This is a genomic window from Mesorhizobium sp. P2_E9 (assembly GCF_056403815.1).
The window spans coordinates 220,120-242,402 of sequence record NZ_JBFUET010000001.1; the positions used below are offsets into that span (position 1 = coordinate 220,120).

A 22,283-nucleotide genomic window follows, 5' to 3' on the forward strand; every position below is an offset into this window, starting at 1 on the left:
CGCCAACGGATTCCTGTATGAGCACCATTGAACTGGAAACGTTAACAGGACTGGAAACCGACGGTCGGCCGGCAAGGGGGAGACGCGGAAAGATCGCGAAATGGTTATCGGCTCCTTTCGCCGCCGGCCTGCATTTGACTGTTCGTTATCCGAGTGGTCGCTTGGTGATGCCCATGGCGTCTGATTTGATGCTGCCCGACCACCCGATCCGGTCGCTTTTGCGATGGATTTTTTGCGCGGGCGGGACGACAGTCTGACCACGTCAAACAGGGCCTGATCATGACCGCAACATTTCTCTCCCACATCGACAGCGAGCTTGCCGGGCTCAAATCGGCCGGCCTCTATAAGTCCGAGCGGGTGATTTCCTCGATGCAGTCGGCGCAGATCGAGGTCGGCGGCGAGAAGGTGCTGAATTTCTGCGCCAACAACTATCTCGGCCTCGCCGACAGCGCCGACCTGCGAAAGGCGGCCACCCAGGCGCTCGACCGTTATGGCTACGGCATGGCGTCGGTGCGCTTCATCTGCGGCACGCAGGAGGAACACAAACAGCTCGAGGCGACGATCTCCTCTTTCCTCGGCCTGGAGGACACGATCCTCTATGGCTCGTGCTTCGACGCCAATGGCGGCCTGTTCGAGACGCTGCTTGGTGAGGAAGACGCGATCATTTCGGATGCGCTGAACCACGCCTCGATCATCGACGGTGTCAGGCTGTCGAAGGCCAAGCGCTTCCGCTACGCCAACAACGACATGGCCGATCTCGAGACACGGCTGAAGGAAGCCAGGGACTGCCGTTTCCGGCTGATCGCCACCGACGGCGTATTCTCGATGGACGGCATCATCGCCAACCTGAAAGGCGTTTGCGACCTTGCCGACAAATACGATGCCATGGTCATGGTCGACGACAGCCATGCGGTCGGCTTCGTCGGCAAGAACGGTCGTGGCTCGGCCGAGCATTGCGGCGTCGAGGGCAGGGTGGACATCATCACCGGCACGCTCGGCAAGGCGCTTGGTGGTGCTTCCGGCGGCTACACGTCGGGCAAAAGCCAGGTGGTCGACTGGCTGCGCCAGCGCTCGCGGCCCTATCTCTTTTCCAACACGCTGATGCCGGCGATCGCCGGCGCCTCGATCAAGGTGTTCGAGCTGATCCGCAATGGCGACGCCTTGCGCGAACGCCTCTATACCAATGCGGCGCGGTTCAGGTCTGAGATGGGTAAGCTCGGCTTCACGCTGGCCGGGGCCGACCATCCGATCATCCCGGTGATGCTGGGCGACGCGACGCTGGCGCAGGAGATGGCGGCGCGCATGCTGAAACGCGGCATCTATGTCATCGGCTTCTCGTTCCCGGTGGTGCCGAAAGGCCAGGCGCGTATCCGCACGCAGATGTCGGCGGCGCATTCCATTGCCGATATCGACCGTGCGGTGGCGGCATTCGCTGCGGTCGGCAGGGAATTGGGCGTCATTTCCTGAACGACCGGCGCCGAAAAGCGATTCCGGATCAAGAGATTCAAGGGACAAAAGAATGTCGAACATGATGAAGGCGCTGGTGAAGGCCAAGGCCGAACCGGGCATCTGGATGGAAGAGGTGCCGGTGCCGGAGATCGGCCCCAACGATGTGCTGATCAAGATCAAGAAGACGGCGATCTGCGGTACCGACGTGCACATCTACAATTGGGACCAGTGGGCGCAGAAGACTGTGCCGGTGCCGATGGTCACCGGCCATGAGTTCGTTGGCACCGTCGCCGATTTCGGCGCTGCGGTCACCGAATACAAGGTCGGCCAGCGCGTCTCGGGCGAGGGCCACATCGTCTGTGGCCATTGCCGCAACTGCCGGGCGGGCAGGGGGCACCTGTGCCGCAACACGCTTGGCGTCGGCGTCAACCGACCGGGCGCCTTCGGCGAGTATCTGGCGATCCCGCAGCACAATGTCGTGCCAATCCCCGACGACGTGCCGGACGAGATCGCCGCGATCTTCGATCCCCTGGGCAACGCCGTCCACACCGCTCTGTCCTTTGATCTGGTCGGCGAGGATGTGCTGGTCACCGGCGCTGGGCCGATCGGCATCATGGGCGCGCTGGTGGCGCAATGCGTCGGTGCGCGAAAGGTCGTCATCACCGACATCAACCCGGTGCGGCTGGCGCTGGCGAAAAAGCTCGGCGTCCAGCATGTCGTCGACGCCTCGAAGGAAAAGCTGCGCGAGGTGATGCCTGCGCTCGGCATGACCGAAGGTTTTGACGTCGGCCTCGAAATGTCGGGCGCCGCCCCCGCCTTCCGCGACATGATCGACACCATGAACAATGGCGGCAAGATCGCCATTCTCGGCATCGCGCCGACCGGCTTCGAGATCGACTGGAACAAGGTCATCTTCAAAATGCTGCATCTCAAGGGCATCTATGGCCGCGAGATGTTCGAGACCTGGTACAAGATGATCGCGCTGGTGCAGGGCCCGCTCGATGTGAGTGGGTTGATCACGCATCGGATTGGCATCGACGATTTCCAGACGGGTTTCGATGCGATGAGAAGCGGCAGTTCGGGCAAGGTGGTGATGGACTGGTAGGGTCGAGCCCACTGGCTTCACGTGGGGACCCGAGATGGCAGAAAACGAGCACGGACGTATCATTGCTTCGCAGGCAAAGATCGTATTGCAGCCCGCCGGATTTCGGCGAAAGGGGAAGTCACGTGTCTGGATCGCTGATCGTGGCTTCTGGCTAAGTGTAGTCGAATTTCAGCCCAGCTCTTGGTCCAAAGGCACTTACCTGAACGTAGCGGTTCACTGGCTTTGGGGTTCGCTGCCGCAAACGTTAACCTTGGATCGCTTTGAGCGCGTCGGCGGCGGGTTCGTCGAATTCCAGAGCCCCGAACAGTTTGTACCCCTGATCGGTCAAATGGCCAGGAAGGCAGTCGAAATCGATCAGGTTCGCCGATCGATGTTCCCTTCCGTGCAGGCGACAGCCACGATCCTCGTGAATGAATTGCAGCCTGGTGCGTACGGCGAATGGGCACCTTTCAATGCCGGGGTGGCGGCCGGCTTGGCTGGTGACTTTGAAACGGCAAGACGGCTGTTTGAAAGCGTTCGAGGACACGCGGCTTCGCAGGCGCAGGTACTCCTGGACTACATCGACGATCCGGTAGCATTTCGAAGCCACGTCAGAGACGTCATTGAAGCCGAACGCGCCTAATACGGCTTAGGAGCGTTGCCTCCCGCCGTAGCCATCTGATTTCTACGAGGGTCTAACCCTGCCTCCAGCGCTCCCACCCCGCTGACAATCGCCGCGCGTTCCTCCGCACCGAGCCTAGCCAGCAACTCCCTTTCAAACGCTTTCGCCAGCGGTACCATCTCTCGATAGGCGGCAAGCCCAGCCTTGGTCAGCGCAAGGTGCTCCACACGGCGATCATTATCGTCAGCCGTGCGCGTCAGCCAGCGCCGCCGTTCAAGCTCGGCCACGGCACGCGACACCTTGGTCTTGTGCATGGCCGACTGTTCGCCGAGCTCTGTCGCCGTCATCGTGCCGCGCTGCCCGAGGCCTGAAAGCGTGCGCCACTCCGGTCGGGTCAGCCCGTGGCGATCCCGGTAGATCCTGGAGAATTCGCGGCTGACGGCATCGGCCAGCCGGTAGAGGCGGTAGGGCAGGAAACTTTCCAGTTCGAGGATTTCGGGTTCCATGACGCGCGCCGTAGCCGTTGATAGTTACATTTTCAATGGTTACAAATGAAACCAGTTTGGTCAATATCATCGGCGGGCCACACTTCGTGAAGCTTGGAGCCGGGATAAGGGAGGATCGGATGGCCTTTTCTTACATGCCGGGCTTCGGCAACGATTTTGAGACCGAAACCTTGCCCGGCTCGCTGCCGCAGGGACGGAACTCGCCGCAGCGGCCGGCCTACGGTCTCTATGCCGAGCAGCTTTCTGGCTCGCCCTTCACCGCGCCGCGCGGCACCAATGAGCGCTCCTGGCTCTATCGCATCCGGCCGAGCGTCAAGCACACCGGGCGTTTCAAACCAGCGGCCTATCCCTTGTGGAAGACCGCGCCCAATGTCGGCGATCATGAATTGGCGCTTGGCCAGTATCGCTGGAATCCGGTGCCGATGCCGAAAGAGCCGACCGACTTTGTTGCCGGCATGCGCTCGATCACCACGGCTGGCGACGTGCTCGGACAGACCGGTATGGCAGCCCATGTCTATGTCGCCAACACATCGATGGTCGACGACCATTTCTTCAATGCGGACGGCGAGTTGCTGGTCGTCCCGCAGGTCGGCGCCCTGCGTCTGGTGACGGAGATGGGCGTCATCGAGCTTCGGCCCGCCGAAATCGCCGTTTTGCCGCGCGGCCTCGTCTTCAAGGTCGAGTTGGTTGACAAGGAAGTGCGCGGCTATGTCTGCGAAAACTACGGCGCCAAGCTGACCTTGCCTGATCGCGGCCCGATCGGCGCCAATTGTCTGGCCAACCCGCGCGACTTCAAGACGCCTTGCGCCTGGTTCGAGGAGAAGGAAACGCCGTGCCGGCTGATCGTCAAATGGTGCGGCAATTTCCATGTCACCGAGATCGGCCATTCGCCGCTCGACGTTGTTGCCTGGCATGGCAATTACGCCCCCTACAAATATGATCTGGCAACGTTTTCGCCGGTCGGCGCATTGCTGTTCGACCATCCCGATCCGTCGATCTTCACCGTGCTGACCGCGCCGAGTGGCGAAGAGGGCACCGCCAATATCGACTTCGTCATCTTCCCGCCGCGCTGGCTGGTAGCGGAAGATACGTTCCGGCCGCCCTGGTATCACCGCAACATCATGAGCGAGTTCATGGGCCTGATCCACGGCCAGTACGATGCCAAGGAAGAAGGCTTTGTGCCCGGCGGCATCAGCCTGCACAATCTGATGCTGGCCCATGGTCCGGATGCGCCTGGCTTCGAAAAGGCCTCGCGCGCGGGGCTAAAACCGGTCAAGCTCGACAACACCATGGCCTTCATGTTCGAGACCCGTTTCCCGCAGATGCTGACCCGCTACGGCGCCGAACTGGAAACAAGACAGGACAATTACATCGACTGCTGGGCTGACCTGAAGAAACGCTTTAACGGCACACCGGAGGGCGACTGGTCTTGAGCGGCAAGCCAATGCCGGATCGGTTGGTGCTGCTCGGGTCGAAAGGCGGCCCGGCGTTGCGGCCAGGTGGGCCCTGGCCAAGCTCGTCGCTGCTGGAACTTGGCGGACGAACCATCGTCGTAGACTGCGGGCTTGGCGTGACCCGCGGTCTGGTCGACGCCGGGATCAGCCTGAAGGCGCTCGACCTGATCTTCATCACGCATTTGCATTCCGACCATGTGCTGGAACTGGGGCCGCTGATCCACACCGCCTGGACAGCGGGACTGGCGACACCGGTCAACGTCTTCGGGCCCGCCGGCACCGGCCATTACTGGCGGCGCTTCTGCCAGGCGATGGAATTCGATATCGAGATACGCATCGTTGACGAGGGTCGGCCCGATATTCGCGAACTGGTTTCGATCAGCGAATTCGGCGAGGGGCAGGTGGTCGAACAAGCTGGCCTGAAAGTGACGGCGCTGCGTGTCGACCATCCACCGGTGACCGACTGCTTTGCCCTGCGCTTCGAGCATGGCGGGAAAAGCGTGGTGTTTTCCGCCGACACGGCTTTCTTTCCACCGCTCGCCGACTTCGCGGAAGGTGCTGACCTTCTCGTCCACGAAGCCATGCTGGAGGAAGGCATCGAGCGGCTGGTTGCCAGGACCGGCAATGGCGCACGGCTCAGAGAACATCTGCTCGCCAGCCACAGCTTTGCCGAAGAAGCGGGACGCATCGCCAGCGACGCCGGGGCGAAGAGGCTGGTGCTCAACCACCTCATTCCCGCCGACGATGCCGAGATCGGCGAGGCGGATTGGATCGCTGCTGTCAGGAAAACATGGGCCGGCGACTTGACGATCGCCCGCGACGGCCTTGTTGTGGAGTTAAGCAGCAGGAAAGCTGCACAAGGAGAGGGAACCGCATGAAGCTTGCCACATTGAAGGACGGGACGCGCGACGGAAAACTCGTTGTCGTCTCGCGCGACCTGACGCAGTACACCGATGCCTCGTTCCTGGCGCGCACGCTGCAGGCGGCACTCGACGACTGGCGCAGGGTCTCGCCACATCTCGGCACAATAGCGGAATCGCTTGAGAACAATGCGATGCCGTCGGCTCGTTTTCACGAGCACGATGCGCATTCGCCGTTGCCGCGCGCCTATCAATGGGCTGACGGGTCGGCCTATGTGAACCATGTCGAGCTGGTGCGGAAAGCACGTGGCGTCGAGATGCCGGCGAGCTTCTGGACCGATCCGCTGATCTATCAGGGCGGCTCGGACTCCTTCATTGCGCCGCGCGATCCGATCCGCATGGCTGACGAGGCCTTCGGCATCGACATGGAGGGCGAAGTCACCGTCATCGTCGACGACGTGCCGATGGGCGCGAGCCTCGATGGGGCCCGCGCCGCGATCCGGCTGGTCATGCTGGTCAATGATGTCACGCTGCGTGCGCTGACCGGGCCGGAGCTGGCCAAGGGTTTTGGCTTCTTCCAGTCGAAACCGTCCTCGGCCTTTTCACCTGTCGCGGTGACGCCGGATGAACTGGGCGAGGCCTGGGATGGCGGCAAGGTTAGCCTGCCGCTGCTTGCCGATCTCAATGGCAAGCCCTTCGGCCGCGCCAATGCCGGTGTCGACATGACCTTCGATTTTCCGGCGCTGATCGTTCACGCCGCCAGGACAAGGCCGCTGGCTGCTGGCACCATCATCGGCTCGGGCACCGTTTCCAACAAGCTCGACGGCGGGCCGGGCAAGCCGGTCTCGGCTGGCGGCGCCGGCTATTCCTGCATCGCCGAACTGCGCATGATCGAGACCATTGAATCGGGCGAGCCCATAACGCCGTTCCTGCGCTTCGGCGACACGGTGCGCATCGAGATGAAGGACAGAGCGGGCCATTCGATCTTCGGCGCCATCGAGCAGAAGGTCGAGAAATACCAGGGATAGCAGGGGATGATGGAATGACGGGGGAAGTGTTCTATCTTCTGGCCGGTGTCTGGGCGCTTGGGATTCTGGCAGTCTTCATCCTGGCCATCCGGTTGAGCTATCGCATCGAGGTGCGCTCGCCGGATCTGACCAACCGCAGTGGCTTTCCGCGCAAGGCGATGATGTTCCACACCATCACCAACATGAAAGTCGCCCGGGACGAGGAAACGCAAGCCATGCGCCGGCGCATGAACGGGTTGCTGCTGATCGTTCTCGCCGGATTCGCGATTATGGCAACAGGCTTGCATCTGGTGCGATCAGGGGGATGAATTTATGACCCTGCTGGATCATCTGCGCCGCATGGCCGGCAACAATCTCTGGTCGAATGACCGGCTCTATCGTGCCGTGCTGGCGCTCGAGCCGGGTGAGTTCGAAGCCGAACGCACCAGCTTCTTCCCTTCGATCAAGGCAACGCTCAACCACATCCTCGCGGTCGACCTTCTCTATCTCGATTTTCTCGAAGAGGGCGGCGTCGGTGCTGCCGCCTATGACAATTACGTGCCGTTCGATGAGCCGGAGGCGCTGTTTGCCGCTCAGGTCGTTGCCGACCGCCGGCTGATCACCTTCTGCAATGGCTTGTCCGAGACCGATCTCGATCGCCGTGTCATCACCGATCGGCGCGAGGATGGCATGATCCCCGAAAAGATCGGCGACATCCTCGCCCATGTCTTCCTGCACGACATCCACCATCGCGGCCAGGTGCACGCCATGCTGTCCGGCACCTCGGTGGCGCCGCCGCAACTCGACGAGTTCCTGCTCGATTATGACATTAAGCTGAGGAAGGCGGAGGTCGAGGGGCTGGGATTGTGAGCCATCATTTCTGATATTCAGCCCACTCAGGGCCGAGGTCGTCAAAATTTTCCGCGATACTGACGCTACCTTTTAAGGCACCAATGCGGGGCAAAAAGCCTTTCGTGGCCGGCGGCACGAGCCTTGCAACAATTTTCCCATCGCGCGTGAGCGCAATATCCTCACCGGCCTCCGCACGCCTGACGAGTTCCGATAATTTGGCTTTGGCTTCCGAGATGGATATGTTCATGGCAGGGACCTGTTATAACCCAAAATACGTCATAACCGGTCGAGCCGTAAGCGACTTGTTTGGCTTCAGGCGGCCTTGCCGTCCACCTTGATCACGCCGCGCTTGATCTGGTCTTGCTCGATCGATTCGAACAGCGCGCGGAAATTGCCTTCGCCAAAGCCTTCGTCGCCCTTCCTCTGGATGAATTCGAAGAAGATCGGGCCGATCACGGTTTTCGAGAAGATCTGCAGCAGGATCTTGGTCATGCCGCCATCGACCACGCCTTCGCCGTCGATCAGGATGCCGTGCTTCTTCATCCGCTCGATCGGCTCGTCATGCCCGTTCACCCGGTCGTACGACATGTCGTAATAGGTCTCCGGCGGGCCGGGCATGAACTTCAGCCCGTTGTCGGCTAGCTTGTCGGTGGCGGCGTAGATCTCGTCGGTGCCGACAGCGATGTGCTGGATGCCTTCGCCATTGTACTTCTTCAGGTACTCGGCGATCTGGCTGGTCTCGTCCTTGGATTCGTTGAGCGGAATGCGGATTTTGCCGCAGGGCGAGGTGATGGCGCGGCTGACCAGGCCGGTGATCTTGCCGTCGATGTCGAAGAAATGGATCTGCTTGAAGCCAAACAGATTGCGGTAGAAATCCCACCATTTGTCCATCTGGCCGCGATAGACATTGTGGGTCAGGTGGTCGAGGAAATAGAAGCCGACGCCTTGCGGCTGCGGATCGCGCGCGCCGATCCACTCGAACTCGGCATCGTAGGCCGAGCCCTTCTTGCCATAGGTATCGATGAAATAAAGCAGCGAGCCACCGATGCCGACGATCGCTGGCACGTCTAGCGCCTTGTCGTCGCCTTCGTAAGGCGTCGCGCCCTTCGAGACGGCGTGGTCGAACGCATGCTTGGCATCGACCACCCGCCAGGCCATCGAGGCCGCACACGGGCCGTGCTTGTCGGCGAACTTCATCGCATGCGAGTCCGGCTCGGCATTGACGACATAGTTGATGTCGCCCTGGCGCCAGACGGTGATGTCCTTGGTGCGATGCTTGGCCACTGCCACATACCCCATGCGGGTGAACAGTTCGGCCAGCTTCTGCGGCTCCGGATGCGCGAATTCGACGAACTCGAAACCATCGGTGCCGGCGGGGTTGTCCTTGCTGATCGTGGCGGGCGGGGCGTCGTGCGGGAAGGGACCCATGATATTCCTCCAAAAGCTGGCTTGGCCTGAAACGGCCATCCCACGTCAGCATAGCGCGGAGCCGGTGCATGGTGCTTGCATTCAAACGCTTGAAATGATGATGTCATGCGCGAAACATGCATGATGAGAGACAAAGCCATGGATGAGACGCGCATTGACCAGTTTGACCGCAAGATAATGGCGCTCCTGCAGGGCGATGCGCGGCTCACCAACAACGATCTCTCGGAGCGGGTGAACCTGTCGGCATCGCAATGCTCGCGCCGCCGCCAGCGGCTCGAAGAGGACGGCTACATCAAGGGCTACCGGGCGGTGCTCGACCGCGACAAGCTCGGCTTCTCGCTGGTCAATGTCATCTCGGTCACCTTGGCCACCCACAACCGCGACAATGCCCGGCGCTTCGGCGAACTGGTGGCGCGGCTGCCCGAGGTGCAAGAGGCGCACGCGCTGACCGGTGAGATGGATTACATCCTGAAGGTGGTGACGCCCGATCTCAAATCACTGTCGGAGTTCGTCAACGGCGTGCTCCTGCCACATGAATCGGTGCAGCATGTGAAGACGGCGATTGTACTGGAGACGCTCAAGGAAACCGGCGCGCTGCCGATTTAAGGTGTGTTGATATTCAGTCCGGCCGGCCTGCAAATGCCGGCTTCCTGCGCTACACCGTTCTACTGCGTCGCAGTAGAACGGTGCTCACGTACTTTAGGTACGCTCCGCTCCGGTTCTCGGAAGCCATCATTTTCGACTCGGCCTGACCTGAATCTCAGCACAGCTTGCGCTGGACGATTTTCAGCCCTTGGACTGCTGGATCAGCCCATATAGATTTGTGCAACGGGCGCCGGAGCGGCAATAGGCGAACACCGGGCCTTCCAACTCGTTCAGCGCCTCGGCCTGGTCCTCGACATTCTCGGCGGTGACCTGGCCGCTGATCACCGGAATGTAGCGGAAGGCGAGGCCGGCGGCTTCGACCGCCGCCTTGACTGTATCTGCCGAAGGCTGGCCGGGCTGTTCGTCATCCGGCCGGTTGCAGATGACGCTCTTGAAGCCGGCTTCCTTGATGGCGGCGACGTCTTCCGGCTGGATCTGGCCAGAGACCGAATAGTCGTCGCTGATTTCGCGGTATTCCATGGCAGCATCCTCGCAATTTGGTTTGACAAGAGTCTTGCCACTCCCGGACGCAACCGGCAACTGCCGTCTGGTAGAATCCGGCCGGGCTGTCGCGGCTCCGGCCGGATGAGCGATGTCGATCAGCTGCCGAGGATCGCGCCTTTGATCTGGCGGATGTTGTTGTGCATCATGTCGATATAGGTCGAGCCGGGGCCATCGGGCAGCGACAGCGCATCCGAATAGAGCGTGCCGCCCACCTTGATGCCGGTCTCGCTGGCGATCTGCTCGATCAGGCGCGGGTTGGTGATGTTTTCGACGAAGATCGCGGCGGCCTTGTCCTGCTTCACCTGCTCGACCAGCTTGGCGACGTCGGCGGCCGATGGTTCGGAATCGGTCGAGATGCCTTGCGGGGCGAGGAAGGTCAGGCCGTATTCGTGCTCGAAATAGCCGAACGCGTCATGCGAGGTGATGACGACACGCTTGGCCTCGGGGATCGACTGGATCGCCGCCTTCACTTCACCTTCCAGCGCATCGAGCTTCTTGGTGTAGGCGGCGGCATTGGTCTGGTAGGAGACGCAACCGTCGCTGTCGGCCGCGCAGAATGCCTCGGCGATGTTCTTCACATAGATCCTGGCATTGGCGATCGACTGGAAGGCGTGCGGATCGGTGACCGTCTTGCCGCCGCCGGTGCCGGCACCTTCGGCCGCGTCCGCGTCGGCGAATTCAGGCTTGAAGTCGATCGGCGTCACGCCCTTGGTCAAGGTGATGATCGAGGCCTTGGTGGCGCTGGCATCGACCAGCCGTTGCAGGAAACCCTCAAAATGCAGGCCGTTGACCAGCACGATATCGGCCTTGGCCATGGCGACCGCGTCGGCCGGGCTCGGCTCATAGACATGGGCATCACCATCCGGCCCGACGATGGTGATGATGTCGACACGGTCGCCGCCGACATTTTTGGCGAAATCGGCGATGACGGTGAAGCTGGCGACCACTTTCAGCGGTGCCGCGAAGGCCGCCGACGCGCCAAAGGCGGTTAATGTTATAACGCTCATCGCCAGGGCGGCACGGATGGATTTCAGCATGGACGGGTCTCCTTTAGGGACGAGGGTGGGTCAGGCCGTTCTGTGACGGTGATGGACGATGCGGGCGCGCAGAATGCCGCGCGTACCGAACAGGATCGAGGCGAAGTACACGACGCCGGCCGACAGGATGATGGCCGGACCGGATGGCAGCGAGGCGTGATAAGACAAAAGCAGCCCGGCGATGCAGGAGGCAAAGCCGATCAGCACGGCCAGCACGCACATCGGTTCGACGCGCACCGTCCAGAAGCGGGCGGAGGCGGCCGGCAGCATCATCAATCCGACCGAAAGCAGCGTGCCGAGCGCCTGGAAACCGCCGACGAGGTTGAGCACGACGAGGCCGAGGAAGATGAAATGCACCGGGCTGCCCATCTTGCTGACCGAACGCAGGAACAGCGGATCGAGGCATTCGGCGACCAGCGCCCGCCAGAAGATGGCGAGGCTGACCAGTGTCACCGCGACGATGCCGCCAATCAGGATCAGCGCCTCATTGTTGAGCGCCAGCACCGTGCCGAACAGCACATGCATGAGATCGACGCTAGAACCGCGGATCGACACCATCAGCACGCCGATGGCGAGCGAAATCAGATAGAAGGCCGCCATCGAGGCGTCCTCGCGCTGGATGGTGAAGCGCGATACGGCACCGGCGCCGAGCGCGACGATGATGCCGGCAACCAGCCCGCCAATGGTCATCGGCAGGATTTCCAGCCCGTAGAACAGGAAGCCGGCGGCCGCCCCGGGCAGGATGGCATGCGCCATGGCGTCACCCGACAAGCTCATACGCCGCAGCATCAAGAAGACGCCGATAGGGCAGGCGCCGAGCGACAGCATCAGCGAGCCGAACAGCGCCCGCTGCATGAAGCCGAAATCGGCGAAGGGTGCGATGAAAAGACCGTAGAGCGTGTCCATCAGGCAGCCCTCGGGCCGGCGCCGTGATGATGGTCGTGATCGTGGCCATGATGATCGTGCCCATGGGCATGAGCATGCTCGTCCGGTTCGCACCAGGGCGCGTTTTCTTCCCAGGCTTCGTGAAAACGGCGGGCGCGCAACAGGTTTTCCGGCTTCAGCGTTTCCCTGGTTTCGCCCCAGGCGATCGGCTGGCGGGCCAAAAGCAGTGTCTCCGGAAAATTCTGCCGCACGAGATCGAGATCGTGGACGACAACCATGATGGTGCGTTCCTCGCCGTGCCAGCGCTTGATGAGCGCAATCAAGTCGCCGACTGTCTTGGCGTCGACGGCGTTGAACGGTTCGTCGAGCAGGATCAGGTCGGCATCCTGCAACAGCACGCGGGCAAACAATGTGCGTTGCAGCTGGCCGCCGGACAGCGTGTCGATCGGGCGCTTCTCGAAGCCGCCAAGGCCTACCGCCATCAACGCTTGGCTGACGGACTCGCGATCTTCCTTGGTATAGCGGCCGAGCATGCCGCGTTTCGGCCACAGGCCGAGCGAGACCAGATCGACGACGCGCGCCGGGAAGGAGCGATCAAGTTCCGATTGCTGCGGCAGATAGGCGGCGCGCACGCCGGGTGCGCGAACAACCTCGCCGGCCATCGGCTTCAGCACCCCGACAATACCCTTCATCAGCGTCGACTTGCCGGAACCGTTGGCGCCGACCACGGCCGTCAGCGACCCCTTGCGGATCGTGCCGTCGAGATGATGGATCGCCGGGTGGCTGCTGTAGCCCAGCGTCAGGTCACGGAATGTCAGGCAGGTCTGGGTCATGTCGTTCCGTGGAGCAGCGAAACCCGGCTGCGGGCAGGGGTCGATTGGATATGTGATGTTATTACATTAGTCAACAAGCCAATCGGGCGGAATTGCGACCGGCGGCTCAACTTGCCGTGAGTCTCTTGCGCACTGGTCCAAGGGGATTTGGCCCCGGCGGCCTTGCCCGAAGCCCACGCCAACTCTAAACAGTCGCCACCCATAACAGGAAGGAACCTCCCATGAGCATTCGTCGCATCGATGTTGGCCCGCGCATGAGCCAGATCGTCATCCACGGCAACACCGTCTATCTGGCCGGCCAGGTCGGCCAGCCCAGCGGCAACGTCGCCTCGCAGACCCGCGATATCCTGTCGGCCATCGACGAATTGCTGGCCAAGGCCGGCACCGACAAGACCAAGATCGTTCAGGCGATCATCTGGCTGGCCGACATGGGCACGTTCGCCGAGATGAATTCGGAATGGGACAAATGGGTGCCGCAGGGCCACACCCCAGCCCGCGCCACCGGCGAAGCCAAGCTCGCCGGCCCGGAATATCTGGTCGAGATTATTGTGACGGCGGCGATCTAAGCTTTTACCCTCCCCCTTGTGGGGAGGGTCGCTGCGGAGCAGCGGGGTGGGGGTCGGCGCCGCCCCCCCAACCCCGTTTCGCCAACCTTGCTTCGCAACGTCGGCTCGCCGACCCTCCCCACTAGGGGGAGGGTGAAGAGGCGCTCACCCCTGCGACGGCGTGAACCTTGCCACCAGCGTGTGGCTTTCCGCCGGATAGACAAACCGGACATGGGTGACCGGGTGTTCCGCGCTCCAGGTGCGGCGCTCGACCACCAGGCAGGGCGCGCCGGGATCGATGTCGAGCGCGTCCGCAACAATCTCATCGGCGGCCATGGCACGGATCCGGTGCTCGGCCTCGCTCCACGGCACACGGCCGATCAGCCAAGGCCCGGCAGCGATTTCCCTGAACTCTTCGTCTCCGGCTTCCGGAACCGCCGAAAGATTGATCAGCCGCTGCTCGAGTGCGAATGGCCGCTCGCCGGCAAAATGCAGACCTTCCAGCCATAGCAATGACCCTGCGGCGGACAGCCCGAGCAGCGCTCTGTCGTCCGCGTTGCTGCGCCGCTTCACGCGCTCCAGCCGCTCATACCGATAAAGCAGGCCAAGTGCTTCGACCTCGATCCTGATGTCATGAAGTTCCAGCACCGCTGCCTGCGACTGCGGCTGGCGGACAAAGCTGCCTGAGCGGCGGCGGCGTTCGATCAGCCCGGCCTTGGCCAGCTGCGACAGGGCCTTGTTCACCGTCATGCGCGAGCAATTGTACTCGGTCGTCAGCTCGTACTCGAATGGAATGCGATGGCCAGGCGCCCAGGCGCCGGACAGGATCTTTTCGCTGATGTCGGACAGGATGCGCTGATGCAGCGAGCCGCCGCTGTCGGCATCAACTGTCTCGACCGTGCTCATGCCGACAGCGCCGTCATCACAGTGCGAAACCGCTCTGCGATGGCTTCGCGCCTGGCATGCCGGCCGCCGCTGACCTGTTTTTGCCCATGCACCCAGACGCAGTCGACCTTGCTGCCATTGGCGAAGATCCAGGCGTCGAGGATCGCGTCGCCGGTCTTGCCGGCCAGCGAGGGGGTCGTGGCATCGAGCGAGACGACATCGGCGGCAGCGCCAACGGCGATCTGTGAGCTGCCGGCGCCGAGCGCGACGCTGCCGCCGTCAAGTGCTGCGTCGAACAGCGCCCGCCCGGTCGAGCCGCCGGCAACCGCCAGCACATTGCGGGCGCGGTGGGCGAGGCGCTGCGAATATTCGAGCTGGCGCAATTCGTCGGGCAGGCCGATCAGCACATTGGAATCAGAGCCGATTCCGAAGCGGCCGCCATGCTCGGCGAATAATGGCGCGGCAAACGTGCCGTCGCCGAGATTGGCCTCTGTGATCGGGCACAAGCCGGCGATGGCACCGCTCTTGGCCATGCCGATGGTTTCGGCGTCGGTCATATGGGTGGCGTGGATCAGGCACCAGCGCTGGTCGACATCGGCAGCGCCAAGCAGAAATTCCACCGGCCGCGCGCCGGACCAGGCAAGGCAGTCCTCGACTTCCTTCACCTGTTCGGCGACGTGGATGTGGATTGGCCCGTTCGGCGCCAAAGCGGCAATTTGGGTCAGTTCCTCCGGCGTCGCGGCGCGCAGGCTGTGCGGGGCGACGCCGACGACAGCTTGATTCAACGCACGAACCGATTCGCGGCTCTTCTCAACAAGCTTGGAGAACCGATTCACATCGTTGATGAATCGCCTTTGGCCTTCGTTCGGCGCGGCGCCGCCGAATGAGGAGTGCGCGTAAAACACCGGCAGCAGCGTCAGGCCGATACCCGTTTCGGCGGCGGCGGCGGCGATCCGCTCAGCCATCTCGGCAAGATTGGCGTAGGGGGCTCCATCGCGGTCGTGATGCAAATAGTGGAATTCACCGACGCGGGAGAAACCGGCTTCCAGCATCTCGACATAGAGCTGCGCGGCAACCGCCTCGACCTGATCGGGGGTCATCGATAGAGCGAAACGGTACATCACCTCGCGCCAGCTCCAGAAACTGTCGGCGGAGGGGCCACGAAGCTCGGCAAGCCCGGCCATGCCGCGCTGGAAGGCGTGGCTGTGCAGATTGGGCATGCCGGGCACAAGAACGGCGTGGCGCTCGTCGCCGGCCTGCGGAGTGGTTCCCGCATCGACGCTGGCGATACGGCCTCCATCCAGCGCGATCCTGACATTGCCTTGCCAGCCCTCGGGCAGCAGCGCCTGTTCCGCAAAGATCGCCGTCACGTCCGCCTCCAAATCTGCATGCCCGAGCGACGATACCACTTGCGTCGCGTTTCAATATGTATATACATAATCGTCATCCTTTCAAATGGAAAAGATGATGGTTGGAGCAAACGGGAAGAGCGGCTTTCGTCTGTGGCGCAATGCGCGATTGGCGACCATGGCCGACGGTGTGGCTGGCCTCGGCGTCGTCGAGAAGGGTGCCGTTGCTGCCCGCGACGGGCTTATCGTCTATGCCGGCGCCGAAGCGGACATGCCGGCTTCGGCAGGGCAGGGCGCCGAGACGATCGATTGCGAGGGCCGCTGGATCACGCCCGGCCTGATCGATTGCCACACCCATCTTGTCTATGCCGGCAACCGCGCCAACGAATTCGAGATGCGGCTGGCCGGCGCCACCTATGAAGAGGTCGCCAGGGCCGGCGGCGGTATTGTTTCCTCGGTCAAGTCGCTGCGCGCAGCCAGCGAGGATGAACTCGTTGCCCAGACGCTGCCGCGTCTCGATGCGCTGATGGCCGAAGGCGTCACGACGGTCGAGGTCAAGTCGGGCTACGGCCTCGATCTCGACAATGAGAAGAAGTCTCTGCGCGCCGGCCGCCGGCTGGCCAATGAGCGTCCCGTCACCGTCCGCACGACGTGCCTCGCCGCACACGCACTGCCGCCCGAGGCGAAGGGTGACAAGGACGCTTTTATCGATCTGGTCGCCAAGGAGATTCTCCCGGCGGTTGCCGCCGAGGCACTGGCCGATGCGGTCGACGGTTTTTGCGAAGGCATAGCGTTCTCACCTGAGCAGATGGCGCGTGTTTTCGATGCCGCCAAGGCCCTGGGCCTGCCGGTCAAGCTTCACGCCGACCAACTGTCCAACCTGCACGGGGCAGCGCTTGCCGCCAGCTATGGCGCGCTTTCCGCCGACCATCTCGAATATACGGACGAGGCGGGCGCTGCCGCGATGGCGAAGTCCGGCACGGTGGCGACCATCCTGCCCGGCGCCTATTACTTCATCCGCGAAACGAAGAAGCCGCCTGTCGACTTGTTCCGCCGCCATGGCGTCAAGATGGCGGTGGCAACGGACAGCAATCCCGGCACTTCGCCGCTCACCTCGCTGTTGCTCACCATGAATATGGCTGCGACGCTCTTTGGCCTGACCGTCGATGAATGCCTCGCCGGCGTCACCCGCGAGGCCGCGCGAGCGCTTGGCCTTCTCGACAAGGCCGGCACGCTGGAAGCCGGAAAATCCGCCGATCTGGCGATCTGGGACATCGAGCGTCCCGCCGAACTCGTTTACCGCATGGGCTTCAACCCGCTCCATGCCCGCATTTGGAGAGGACAATGACCGAACTGACCTTGAAGCCCGGCAATGCGACGCTGGCCGACTGGCGCGCCATCTACCGTGGCGCCGTGCCGAAGCTGGATGATGCCTGCCGCCCGAAGATCAAGGCGAGCGCCGAGGCCGTTGCCAGGATCGTTGCCAAGGGTGAGCCGGTCTACGGCATCAACACCGGCTTCGGCAAACTGGCCAGTGTGCGCATCCCGGCTGGCGATCTCGAGACCTTGCAGCGCAACATCGTTCTGTCGCACGCCGCCGGTGTCGGCGAGCCGATGCCGGTTGCAATTGCCCGCCTGATGATGGCGCTGAAGCTTGCCAGCCTGGCGCAGGGTGCGTCCGGCGTCCGGCCCGAAACCATCGAACTGCTGGAAGCGATGCTCGCCAACGACGTCATCCCCGTCGTGCCGGCACAAGGTTCGGTCGGCGCGTCCGGCGACCTTGCGCCGCTGTCGCACATGACGGCGGTGATGATCGGCGTCGGCGAATGTTTTACGCCACATGGCCGTTTCCCGGCCAAGGTCGCTTTTGTCTCGCATGGCCTCGAGCCAGTGACATTGGGCGCCAAGGAAGGTCTGGCGCTGCTCAACGGCACGCAGTTTTCCACCGCCTATGCGCTTGCCGCCCTGTTCGAGGCCGAAGTGCTCTACCAATCGGCGCTGGTCGCCGGCGCCTTGTCGACCGACGCGGCAAAGGGTTCCGACGCCCCGTTCGATCCGCGTATCCATGTGCTGAGAAAGCATCCCGGCCAGATCGAGACGGCGGACGCACTGCGCAATCTGATGGCCGGCAGCGCCATCCGCGAATCGCACCGTGTCGGCGATGAGCGCGTACAGGATCCCTATTGCCTGCGCTGCCAGCCACAGGTCATGGGCGCGGCACTCACCGTGCTGCGCCAGGCGGCCGATACACTCGGCACCGAGGCCAATGGCGTCACCGACAATCCGCTGATCTTCGCAGAGGACGATACCGCGCTCTCCGGCGGCAATTTCCACGCCGAGCCGGTGGCCTTCGCCGCCGACATGATCGCGCTTGCCGTCTGCGAGATCGGCTCGCTGTCGGAACGCCGCATTGCAATGCTGGTCGATCCGGCGCTGTCGGGCATGCCGGCCTTCCTGACGCCCAAGCCCGGCCTCAACTCCGGCTTCATGATCCCGCAGGTGACGGCGGCGGCCCTTGTCTCGGAAAACAAGCAGAAGGCCTACCCGGCCAGCGTCGATTCCATTCCGACCTCGGCCAACCAGGAAGACCACGTTTCGATGGCCGCGCATGGTGCGCGACGGCTGATCGGCATGGTGGAAAATGCCACGGCGGTGATCGGCATTGAATTGCTGGCCGCGGCGCAAGGCTGCGATTTCCACCAGCCGCTGGCCTCGAGCGATGCGCTGGAGGCAGTGCGCAAACTGGTCCGGGCCGAAGTGCCGCATCTCGACAACGACCGGCATTTCCACCCCGACATGGAAAAGGCAATCGCCATGGTACGCAGTGGCGCGACCGTCAGGGCTGCCGGCGCGGTGGCGCTGCCGTCGATTTCGGGAGCGGCGTGATGGCCGCCACACCCTGGCTCACCGTTAGCCAAGGCACAGCACCGCTGCTGGTGTCGATCCCGCACACCGGCATCGACCTTGCCGGCCTCGAAAACCGGCTGGTCTCGCCCTGGCTCGGCCGCCGCGATTGTGACTGGTGGATTGACAATCTCTATGACTTCGCCGGCAGCCTCGGCGCCACCGTCGTCCACACCGCGATCTCGCGCACCGTCATCGACGTCAACCGCGATCCCTCGGGCGCTTCGCTCTATCCCGGCCAGGCGACCACCGGCCTGTGCCCGACAGAAACCTTCGACGGCGATCCGCTCTACCGCGAAGGCGAAGAGCCGGGACCGTCGGAGGTCGACGAGCGTCGCGAAAAATTCTTCGTGCCTTATCATACCGCTCTGCAGGCCGAGATCGACAGACTGCGAGGCCTGCACGACAAGATCGTCCTCTATGACTGCCACTCGATCCGCTCGGTGCTGCCGCGCCTGTTCGAAGGCACGCTGCCGGTGTTCAACCTCGGCACCAATGACGGCAAGAGCGCTGATCCGAATCTGCAGGCAATGGTCAGCCAGATCATGGCCGAAACCGGCGAAACCTCTGTCGTCAACGGCCGCTTCAAGGGCGGCTGGATCACACGCCATTTTGGCCAGCCGCAACAGGGTGTCCACGCCTTGCAGATGGAGCTCTCTAACCGCGGCTACATGCGCGAGCCCGAGGAAAAGGGTGAGCCGGACAATTGGCCGGTACCTTATGATGCCGGGTTTGCGGCACCGATCCGCACCACGCTGAAACAGATTCTCGAAACCGCCATTGACTGGGCCGGGCGCTGACGCGCGCCGCCTTACTCGAAAGGGACAATGATGACCAATCCCCGCCACAACATCCGTGAAGTGCGTGCGCCACGCGGCGACAAGCTCAACGCCCGCTATTGGACCACCGAAGCGCCGCTGCGCATGCTGATGAACAATCTCGACCCCGAGGTTGCCGAAAACCCCAACGAGCTGGTCGTTTATGGCGGCATCGGCCGGGCCGCGCGCACCTGGAACGATTTTGACAGCATCGTCGCCTCGCTGAAGACGCTTGGCGAGGACGAGACACTTTTGGTGCAGTCCGGCAAGCCGGTCGGCGTGTTCCGCACGCACGCCGATGCGCCGCGTGTGCTGATCGCCAACTCCAACCTCGTGCCGCACTGGGCGAATTGGGACAAATTCAACGAGCTCGATAAGAAGGGCTTGATGATGTACGGCCAGATGACGGCCGGCTCGTGGATCTACATCGGCACGCAAGGCATTGTGCAGGGCACTTACGAGACCTTCGTCGAGGCCGGCCGTCAGCACTATGGCGGTAACCTCAAGGGCAAATGGATCCTGACCGGCGGCCTTGGCGGCATGGGCGGCGCTCAGCCATTGGCCGCCGTCATGGCCGGTGCCTGCTGCCTTGCCATCGAGTGCAACCCGGACTCGATCGATTTTCGCCTGCGCACCCGCTATGTCGACGAGAAGGCCGAGACGCTCGACGAAGCGATGGAAATGATCGAGCGCTGGACCAAGGCCGGCGAAGCGAAGTCGGTCGGCCTGCTCGGCAATGCGGCCGAGATCGTGCCGGAAATGTTCAGGCGCGGCATTCGCCCCGACATGGTCACCGACCAGACGTCGGCGCATGACCCGATCAATGGCTATCTGCCGAAGGGCTGGACGATGGCCGAGTGGCGCGAAAAGCGCGTCAGCGACCCCAAGGCAGTCGAAAAGGCGGCCCGCGCTTCCATGCGCGAACATGTCGAGGCAATGGTGGCGTTCTGGAACGCTGGCGTGCCGACGCTCGACTATGGCAACAACATCCGCCAGGTCGCCAAGGATGAAGGTTTCGAGAACGCCTTTGCCTTCCCCGGCTTCGTGCCGGCCTATATCCGCCCGCTGTTCTGCCGCGGCATCGGCCCGTTCCGTTGGGCGGCGCTCTCCGGCGATCCCGAGGACATCTACAAGACCGACGCCAAGGTGCGCGAACTGACGCCTGGCAACACCCATCTGCACAATTGGCTGGACATGGCGCGCGAGCGCATTGCCTTCCAGGGCCTGCCGGCGCGCATCTGCTGGGTCGGTCTTGGCGACCGCCACCGGTTGGGCCTTGCCTTCAATGAGATGGTCGCCAACGGTGAACTCAAGGCGCCGGTCGTCATCGGCCGCGATCACCTTGATTCCGGCTCGGTCGCCTCGCCCAATCGTGAGACGGAAGCGATGAAGGACGGTTCCGACGCCGTCTCCGACTGGCCGCTGCTCAACGCACTGCTCAACACCGCGTCCGGCGCCACCTGGGTGTCGCTGCACCATGGCGGCGGCGTCGGCATGGGCTTTTCGCAGCATGCCGGCATGGTCATCGTCGCCGACGGCACGCCGGACGCCGCAAGGCGGCTGGAGCGGGTGCTGTGGAACGACCCGGCAACCGGCGTCATGCGCCACGCCGATGCCGGCTACGACATCGCCATCGAATGCGCCAGGGAGCACCAGCTCAACCTGCCGGGCATTTTGGGGTGAGAAACGTCCGGCCGCAGGCAGGCGAAAAGCCGCAGAATCGGCTTTTCGCGTTTCGAACGCCCGTAGCCATAGCGGAGGGCTAAGCCATGCGCATCCTTCGTGCCGCCGACTACCGCGTCATGCCGTGGAAGAACGGCGGCGGCACGACGACCGAGATCGCCGTCTCGCCTGACGGCGCTGGGCTCGATGATTTCGACTGGCGCGTCTCGATGGCCCGCGTCGAGGGTAGCGGGCCATTCTCCCGCTTTGCCGGTATCGACCGCACGCTGTCGGTGTTGGAAGGCGAGGGGATCGTGCTCGATGTGGCCGGCCAGCCGGCCGTGCCGCTGACGCTGGCTTCCGCGCCTTTTTCCTTCGCGGCCGACCTGCCGACCAGTGCCGCCTTGATCGCCGGACCGATCACCGACCTCAACGTCATGACCCGCCGCGGCCGCGTGCTGCATTCGGTCGAGCGCCTGGCGATTTCGCGGCCTGTGGAAATCGCGCCCCGGGCCGGTTCGACCCTCATCCTTTGTCACAAGGGCGAAGCTATTTTCCCCGACGCTGGGTCAATTCGCCTCGGGCCGCTCGATACGCTGCTGCTCGTGCCGAATGCCCCCGTCCTGCGGGTCGAACCGGCTGGGGATACGACGCTGTTCGTCATCCGGATAACCATCGCGGCCTGACGCCTTCGCGCCAACGGTTACCGCCTGTTTCCAAACATGATCGTGCTGCCGGCGAAATATAGCGTAAGCTATTGCCGGCATCACGAAAAAGCCCGAATCCTCTCCGCCGATCGATCTCGACGGGAAGAGGGGCGCTCGTCTTGGAATTTTTGCCGAGAGATGACGCCCTGTCGTGGTGCGGAAACAAACTTTCGGCAAGTGGGATTATGCAACCAATTGCATTTGAACCGGTTTTAGGGCCATTGCCGTGGCGGTGACGCCGCTGTGT

25 protein-coding genes are annotated in these 22,283 nt (G+C 62.9%); 16 read left to right on the forward strand and 9 right to left on the reverse strand.

Annotated elements, in window-relative coordinates; genetic code table 11:
* Positions 1–17 precede the first annotated feature (17 nt).
* Genes AC1D05_RS01150 through AC1D05_RS01165 form a run of 4 tightly spaced genes read left to right on the forward strand, consistent with a single transcriptional unit; the run spans position 18 to position 3,176 of the window.
* On the forward strand, positions 18–257 hold the full coding sequence (locus AC1D05_RS01150) for a hypothetical protein (protein ID WP_477437443.1): 240 nt from the start codon (positions 18–20) through the stop codon (positions 255–257).
* 22 nt (positions 258–279) lie between these two features.
* A complete protein-coding gene (locus AC1D05_RS01155) occupies positions 280–1,467 on the forward strand; it encodes a glycine C-acetyltransferase (protein WP_477437445.1) in 1,188 nt (395 codons plus the stop codon).
* 52 nt (positions 1,468–1,519) lie between these two features.
* Positions 1,520–2,554: an L-threonine 3-dehydrogenase gene (tdh, locus tag AC1D05_RS01160; protein WP_477437447.1), complete on the forward strand. Its 1,035-nt coding sequence runs from the start codon at positions 1,520–1,522 to the stop codon at positions 2,552–2,554.
* Positions 2,555–2,588: 34 nt separating this feature from the next.
* Positions 2,589–3,176, forward strand: a complete 588-nt coding sequence (locus tag AC1D05_RS01165; RefSeq protein ID WP_477437449.1) for a DUF4304 domain-containing protein — start codon at positions 2,589–2,591, stop codon at positions 3,174–3,176.
* On the opposite strand, the gene AC1D05_RS01170 is transcribed toward AC1D05_RS01165, so the two are convergent.
* A complete protein-coding gene (locus tag AC1D05_RS01170; protein ID WP_477437451.1) occupies positions 3,173–3,661 on the reverse strand; it encodes a MarR family winged helix-turn-helix transcriptional regulator in 489 nt (162 codons plus the stop codon). The genes AC1D05_RS01165 and AC1D05_RS01170 overlap by 4 nt on opposite strands.
* Positions 3,662–3,780: 119 nt before the next feature.
* Here AC1D05_RS01170 and hmgA point away from each other — a divergent pair, with 119 nt between their 5' ends.
* From hmgA to AC1D05_RS01195, 5 genes are read left to right on the forward strand one after another with little or no spacing between them, the layout of a single operon-like run.
* Positions 3,781–5,094 carry a homogentisate 1,2-dioxygenase gene (hmgA, locus tag AC1D05_RS01175; RefSeq protein WP_477437453.1) on the forward strand — a complete coding sequence of 438 codons (1,314 nt, stop codon included), beginning with the start codon at positions 3,781–3,783 and terminating at the stop codon, positions 5,092–5,094.
* An 11-nt stretch (positions 5,095–5,105) separates the two neighbouring features.
* Positions 5,106–5,993 carry an MBL fold metallo-hydrolase gene (locus AC1D05_RS01180; protein ID WP_477438122.1) on the forward strand — a complete coding sequence of 296 codons (888 nt, stop codon included), beginning with the start codon at positions 5,106–5,108 and terminating at the stop codon, positions 5,991–5,993.
* Complete coding sequence (locus tag AC1D05_RS01185; RefSeq protein WP_477437455.1) at positions 5,990–7,003, forward strand: fumarylacetoacetate hydrolase family protein; 1,014 nt, start codon at positions 5,990–5,992, stop codon at positions 7,001–7,003. The genes AC1D05_RS01180 and AC1D05_RS01185 overlap by 4 nt, the downstream gene beginning before the upstream one ends.
* Positions 7,004–7,017: 14 nt before the next feature.
* A complete protein-coding gene (locus AC1D05_RS01190; RefSeq protein WP_477437457.1) occupies positions 7,018–7,311 on the forward strand; it encodes a hypothetical protein in 294 nt (97 codons plus the stop codon).
* Between the two features lie 4 nt (positions 7,312–7,315).
* The gene (locus tag AC1D05_RS01195; RefSeq protein WP_477437459.1) at positions 7,316–7,852 is read left to right on the forward strand and encodes a DinB family protein; all 537 of its coding nucleotides are present in this window, start codon (positions 7,316–7,318) and stop codon (positions 7,850–7,852) included.
* 4 nt (positions 7,853–7,856) lie between these two features.
* Here AC1D05_RS01195 and AC1D05_RS01200 read toward each other — a convergent pair whose 3' ends face one another.
* Positions 7,857–8,081, reverse strand: coding sequence for a type II toxin-antitoxin system Phd/YefM family antitoxin (locus AC1D05_RS01200; RefSeq protein WP_477437461.1), 225 nt, complete (start codon positions 8,079–8,081; stop codon positions 7,857–7,859).
* A 65-nt stretch (positions 8,082–8,146) separates the two neighbouring features.
* The gene (gene hppD, locus AC1D05_RS01205; RefSeq protein ID WP_477437463.1) at positions 8,147–9,262 is read right to left on the reverse strand and encodes a 4-hydroxyphenylpyruvate dioxygenase; all 1,116 of its coding nucleotides are present in this window, start codon (positions 9,260–9,262) and stop codon (positions 8,147–8,149) included.
* Between the two features lie 138 nt (positions 9,263–9,400).
* On the opposite strand from hppD, the gene AC1D05_RS01210 reads away from it, so the two are divergent.
* On the forward strand, positions 9,401–9,868 hold the full coding sequence (locus tag AC1D05_RS01210; RefSeq protein ID WP_032933331.1) for an Lrp/AsnC family transcriptional regulator: 468 nt from the start codon (positions 9,401–9,403) through the stop codon (positions 9,866–9,868).
* A 180-nt stretch (positions 9,869–10,048) separates the two neighbouring features.
* On the opposite strand, the gene AC1D05_RS01215 is transcribed toward AC1D05_RS01210, so the two are convergent.
* The 4 genes from AC1D05_RS01215 to aztA all read right to left on the reverse strand — a co-directional run bounded on the left by AC1D05_RS01215 (position 10,049) and on the right by aztA (position 13,166).
* A complete protein-coding gene (locus tag AC1D05_RS01215) occupies positions 10,049–10,387 on the reverse strand; it encodes a protein tyrosine phosphatase family protein (protein ID WP_477437465.1) in 339 nt (112 codons plus the stop codon).
* A gap of 119 nt (positions 10,388–10,506) precedes the next feature.
* Positions 10,507–11,448 carry a zinc ABC transporter substrate-binding protein AztC gene (aztC, locus tag AC1D05_RS01220; RefSeq protein WP_477437467.1) on the reverse strand — a complete coding sequence of 314 codons (942 nt, stop codon included), beginning with the start codon at positions 11,446–11,448 and terminating at the stop codon, positions 10,507–10,509.
* Between the two features lie 30 nt (positions 11,449–11,478).
* Positions 11,479–12,354: a zinc ABC transporter permease AztB gene (gene aztB / locus AC1D05_RS01225; RefSeq protein WP_477437469.1), complete on the reverse strand. Its 876-nt coding sequence runs from the start codon at positions 12,352–12,354 to the stop codon at positions 11,479–11,481.
* Positions 12,354–13,166 carry a zinc ABC transporter ATP-binding protein AztA gene (gene aztA, locus AC1D05_RS01230; RefSeq protein WP_477437471.1) on the reverse strand — a complete coding sequence of 271 codons (813 nt, stop codon included), beginning with the start codon at positions 13,164–13,166 and terminating at the stop codon, positions 12,354–12,356. The genes aztB and aztA overlap by 1 nt, the downstream gene beginning before the upstream one ends.
* A 221-nt stretch (positions 13,167–13,387) precedes the next feature.
* Between aztA and AC1D05_RS01235 the strand changes: the two genes are divergently transcribed.
* A complete protein-coding gene (locus tag AC1D05_RS01235; RefSeq protein ID WP_477437472.1) occupies positions 13,388–13,732 on the forward strand; it encodes a RidA family protein in 345 nt (114 codons plus the stop codon).
* A gap of 144 nt (positions 13,733–13,876) precedes the next feature.
* Here the strand turns inward: AC1D05_RS01235 and hutC are convergent, their stop codons facing one another.
* Positions 13,877–14,617 carry a histidine utilization repressor gene (hutC, locus tag AC1D05_RS01240; RefSeq protein WP_477437474.1) on the reverse strand — a complete coding sequence of 247 codons (741 nt, stop codon included), beginning with the start codon at positions 14,615–14,617 and terminating at the stop codon, positions 13,877–13,879.
* Entirely contained in the window at positions 14,614–15,966 is a 1,353-nt protein-coding gene (locus AC1D05_RS01245) for a formimidoylglutamate deiminase (protein WP_477437476.1), read from the reverse strand. Before AC1D05_RS01245 ends, hutC begins: the two co-directional genes overlap by 4 nt.
* A 97-nt stretch (positions 15,967–16,063) precedes the next feature.
* On the opposite strand from AC1D05_RS01245, the gene hutI reads away from it, so the two are divergent.
* From hutI to AC1D05_RS01270, 5 genes are all read left to right on the forward strand, one after another.
* Positions 16,064–17,293 carry an imidazolonepropionase gene (gene hutI / locus AC1D05_RS01250; RefSeq protein ID WP_477437478.1) on the forward strand — a complete coding sequence of 410 codons (1,230 nt, stop codon included), beginning with the start codon at positions 16,064–16,066 and terminating at the stop codon, positions 17,291–17,293.
* Positions 17,290–18,831: a histidine ammonia-lyase gene (gene hutH, locus AC1D05_RS01255; protein WP_477437479.1), complete on the forward strand. Its 1,542-nt coding sequence runs from the start codon at positions 17,290–17,292 to the stop codon at positions 18,829–18,831. Before hutI ends, hutH begins: the two co-directional genes overlap by 4 nt.
* Positions 18,831–19,649 (forward strand): N-formylglutamate deformylase, encoded by an 819-nt coding sequence (hutG, locus tag AC1D05_RS01260; protein ID WP_477437481.1) that lies wholly within the window; start codon positions 18,831–18,833, stop codon positions 19,647–19,649. Before hutH ends, hutG begins: the two co-directional genes overlap by 1 nt.
* A gap of 27 nt (positions 19,650–19,676) precedes the next feature.
* The gene (gene hutU, locus AC1D05_RS01265; RefSeq protein ID WP_477437483.1) at positions 19,677–21,350 is read left to right on the forward strand and encodes a urocanate hydratase; all 1,674 of its coding nucleotides are present in this window, start codon (positions 19,677–19,679) and stop codon (positions 21,348–21,350) included.
* 86 nt (positions 21,351–21,436) lie between these two features.
* A complete protein-coding gene (locus tag AC1D05_RS01270; RefSeq protein ID WP_477437485.1) occupies positions 21,437–22,015 on the forward strand; it encodes a HutD/Ves family protein in 579 nt (192 codons plus the stop codon).
* The last annotated feature ends 268 nt before the right edge of the window (positions 22,016–22,283 follow it).